This is a genomic window from Mycobacterium sp. (genome assembly GCF_049280035.1).
GTDB lineage: Bacteria > Actinomycetota > Actinomycetes > Mycobacteriales > Mycobacteriaceae > Mycobacterium.
Genome location: NZ_JBAPPI010000841.1, coordinates 1 through 3307, shown reverse-complemented (window position 1 = coordinate 3307; position 3307 = coordinate 1). Strand labels below are relative to the sequence as shown.

The 3307-nt window shown below is 66.5% G+C and carries 4 protein-coding genes; all 4 read left to right on the top strand.

Annotated features, from left to right (window positions below):
* Positions 1-905: ABC transporter substrate-binding protein (locus tag WAN71_RS26925; protein ID WP_422228249.1), on the top strand; the 905-nt coding region annotated here is incomplete at its 5' end.
* A 155-nt stretch (positions 906-1060) separates the two neighbouring features.
* Positions 1061-1705, top strand: coding sequence for a 5-oxoprolinase subunit B family protein (locus WAN71_RS26920; protein ID WP_422228248.1), 645 nt, complete (start codon positions 1061-1063; stop codon positions 1703-1705).
* A gap of 32 nt (positions 1706-1737) precedes the next feature.
* Complete coding sequence (locus tag WAN71_RS26915; RefSeq protein ID WP_422228247.1) at positions 1738-2643, top strand: 5-oxoprolinase/urea amidolyase family protein; 906 nt, start codon at positions 1738-1740, stop codon at positions 2641-2643.
* Between the two features lie 21 nt (positions 2644-2664).
* Entirely contained in the window at positions 2665-3210 is a 546-nt protein-coding gene (locus WAN71_RS26910; RefSeq protein ID WP_422228246.1) for a GNAT family N-acetyltransferase, read from the top strand.
* Positions 3211-3307 lie beyond the last annotated feature (97 nt).

The following is a 3307-nucleotide window of genomic DNA, read 5'->3' as shown; positions in this document are numbered from 1 at the left end:
CATCGCACAAGTCGGCGCCTGCCGCCGGCGGCGCTGGCGGCGGACCGGTGACCATCACCCACGTTTTCGGTGAGACGACTATCCCCGAGCCGCCCAAGCGGGTGGTCAGCGCAGGTTTCACCGGGCAGGACGATCTGCTGGCACTTGGCGTCGTGCCAATCGCGGTAACCAACTGGTTCGGCGACCAGCCGTTCGCGGTGTGGCCGTGGGCCCGCCCCAAGTTGGGCAACGCCAAACCCGTTGTGCTCAACCTTGACAACGGAATCCAGGTTGGGCAGATCGCCGGTCTGAAACCCGACTTGATCGTCGCGACCGACGCCGGAGTCGATCAGGACACCTATCAGAAGTTGTCCGCGATCGCCCCGACGCTTGCGCAGTCCGACGGCTACGCATTCTTCGAGCCGTGGAAGGACCAGGCGACCGCGATCGGCCAGGCGGTTTTTCAGCGTGACCAGATGAAGTCACTGATCAACGGCGTCGATCAGAGTTTCGCCGGTGTCGCGGATAAATATCCGCAGTTCAAAAACAAGAACGTGCTGCTGCTGCAGGGCAAGCTGCACCAAGACAATGTGGTTGCAACAACCGGTTGGCGCACCGAGTTTTTGACCCAAATGGGGCTGGCCGTTGCGGACAGCATGACCCCGTTCGCGGTCGATCAGCAGCGCGCGTTCATTCCGCGCGACAAGATCAAGGCGGTTCTCGATGCCGTCGACCTACTGATCTGGACGACGGAAAGCGACGGCGATCAAGCGGGGCTGCTGGCCAATCCCGATGTGGCGGCGCTCCGGGCGCGCAGCGTGTTCACCACCGCGGACCAGGCCGGCGCGATCGCGTTCGCATCGCCGCTGAGCTACCCGCTGGTGGCCGATCAGCTGCCGCCGCTGATCGGCAATATCCTGCATTAGAACCGCCCGGGCTTTACCCGATTGCCCGCCTCCTCCTCCCGCCGCTTTGCGGCGGGCATCGTCGGCGAACGGGCCGCCTGAGCGTTGGCTAAGGCAGCTCTGGCAGTGCTCGAAAATCTGGTTTCGATTCCCGGCCAAGGGGTTACTGTCGAGTAATGAGCGTGGCAATGGATCTGAACGTGGTTGACAGCGTTCTCGATTACGGCGATCAGGCGCTGCTGTTGCAGTTCGACAGCACCACCGACGTATTGGCGTGGGCGGCCGCCCTACGCGAGGCCGCGCTGCCCGGTGTGCTCGACATCGTCCCGGCCTCCCGCACGGTGCTGCTGAAACTCGATGGCCCCCGCCAGCAGAGCGCAATCCGCCGTCGGCTGCGCACCTTGCGGGTGGCTCCCGACATGGCGGCGACCGCCCCGCCGCAGGAGCCGATGACGATCGACGTCGTCTACGACGGTGCCGATCTTGCCGAGGTCGCCGACCGTACCGGGCTGACCACCGCACAAGTCATCAACGCGCACACGGCTACTCCCTGGCAAGTCGGATTTGGTGGATTCGCACCGGGTTTCGCGTATCTGATCGGCGGTGACCCGCGGCTGGCCGTACCCCGGCGGTCGGAGCCGCGATCATCCGTCCCGGCCGGTGCGGTGGGCCTGGCCGGCGGATTCACCGGAATCTACCCGCGCCGGTCCCCCGGCGGATGGCAGCTGATCGGCCACACCGAGGTGGTCATGTGGGACATCGACCGTCCGAATCCGGCGCTGCTGACGCCGGGCATGTCGGTCCAGTTCCGAGCCGCGTAACGGTATGCGAAGACTCTGAGAGGAGAGCGTCCATGACGACCTTGGAGATCTTGCGCACCGGCCCGCTGGCCCTCATCCAGGACCTCGGACGGGTGGGCCTGGCTCATATCGGCGTCACCCGATCGGGGGCCGCCGACCGGCGGTCGCACACGCTGGCCAACCGGCTGGTGGCCAACCCCGACGACCGCGCCACTATCGAGGTGACCTTCGGTGGCTTCTCGGCCCGAGTCCGCGGCGGCGACGTCGACATCGCAGTGACCGGCGCTGACACCGACCCGTGCGTCGACGGAATCTTGTTCGGCAGCAACAGTATTCAGCACGTCCGCGATGGCGAGGTGATCTCGCTGGGCGCACCGCGCGCTGGGTTGCGAAGCTACCTGGCAGTGCGCGGCGGTATCGACGTGACACCGGTGCTGGGTTCCCGCAGCTACGACGTAATGTCGGCGATCGGCCCGTTGCCGCTACAACCTGGTGACGTCCTGCCGGTCGGCGCACACACCGACGAGTATCCCGAACTCGACCAGGCCCCGGTGGCGCCGATCTCCGAGCATCTGGTGGAGCTACTGGTGGTGCCCGGGCCGCGGGACGGCTGGCTCGTCGATCCGGACGCCCTCGTGCACACCATCTGGATGGCCTCCGACCGCAGCGACCGAGTGGGTATGCGGCTGGAGGGACGCCCACTGCAGTACCGCTCGCCTGATCGGGTCTTGCCCAGCGAAGGAGCCACCCGCGGTGCGATCCAGGTACCGCCCAACGGCTTACCGGTGATCCTTGGCCCCGATCACCCCGTTACCGGCGGCTATCCGGTGGTCGGTGTGATCGCCGCCGAAGACATCGACAAGGTCGCCCAGGTGCGTCCCGGGCAGTACGTGCGGCTGCACTGGTCGCGAGCCAGGGTCCCGCGGGCTTCTGCGTCAAGCTCCATGGCGGTGGGCTAGTCCACCTGGTAAACCAGCAGTGTGCACACCCAGGTACACACCGCCCGCCTGGTTCACACCGCCGACCTCGAAAGCGAGGCCCGGCAGCGCGCCCGTGAGATGGTCAACGACGCATTCGCCGGTGAGTTCACCGACACCGACTGGGACCACGCGCTGGGCGGCATGCATGCCCTGATCTGGCATCGCAGTGCCATCGTCGCGCATGGAGCCGTCGTACAACGACGCTTGCTCTACCGCGGTGCCGCGTTACGCTGCGGCTACGTCGAAGCCGTTGCCGTGCGGGAAGATTGGCGCGGTCAAGGGCTGGCGATCGCGATACTCGATGCCTGCGAGCAAGTAATCCGCGGCGGCTATCAGCTCGGCGCGCTCAGCTCCTCGGACCGAGGAAGGCGGCTCTACACACTGCGCGGTTGGCTGCCGTGGCGCGGGCCGACGTCGGTGATGGCGCCCGCCGGGGCGACGCGGACTCCCGACGACGACGGCTCGGTGTTCGTCCTGCCGGTAGGGATCAGCCTGGACCCCACCGCGGACTTGGCGTGCGATTGGCGCGACGGCGACGTCTGGTAACGGTAATTACTCGGTAATGCACCCGAAATCTGCCGGGCATACATACTTCATATGGGTCACCCAGCCGCGCCGCCACTGGCCGGCTATCGGGTGGCAG

Coding starts and splice junctions, on each gene's coding strand:
- WAN71_RS26915 (WP_422228247.1), top strand. CDS start 1,738: ATGACGACCTTGGAGATCTTGCGCACCGGCCCGCTGGCCCTCATCCAG.
- WAN71_RS26920 (WP_422228248.1), top strand. CDS start 1,061: ATGAGCGTGGCAATGGATCTGAACGTGGTTGACAGCGTTCTCGATTAC.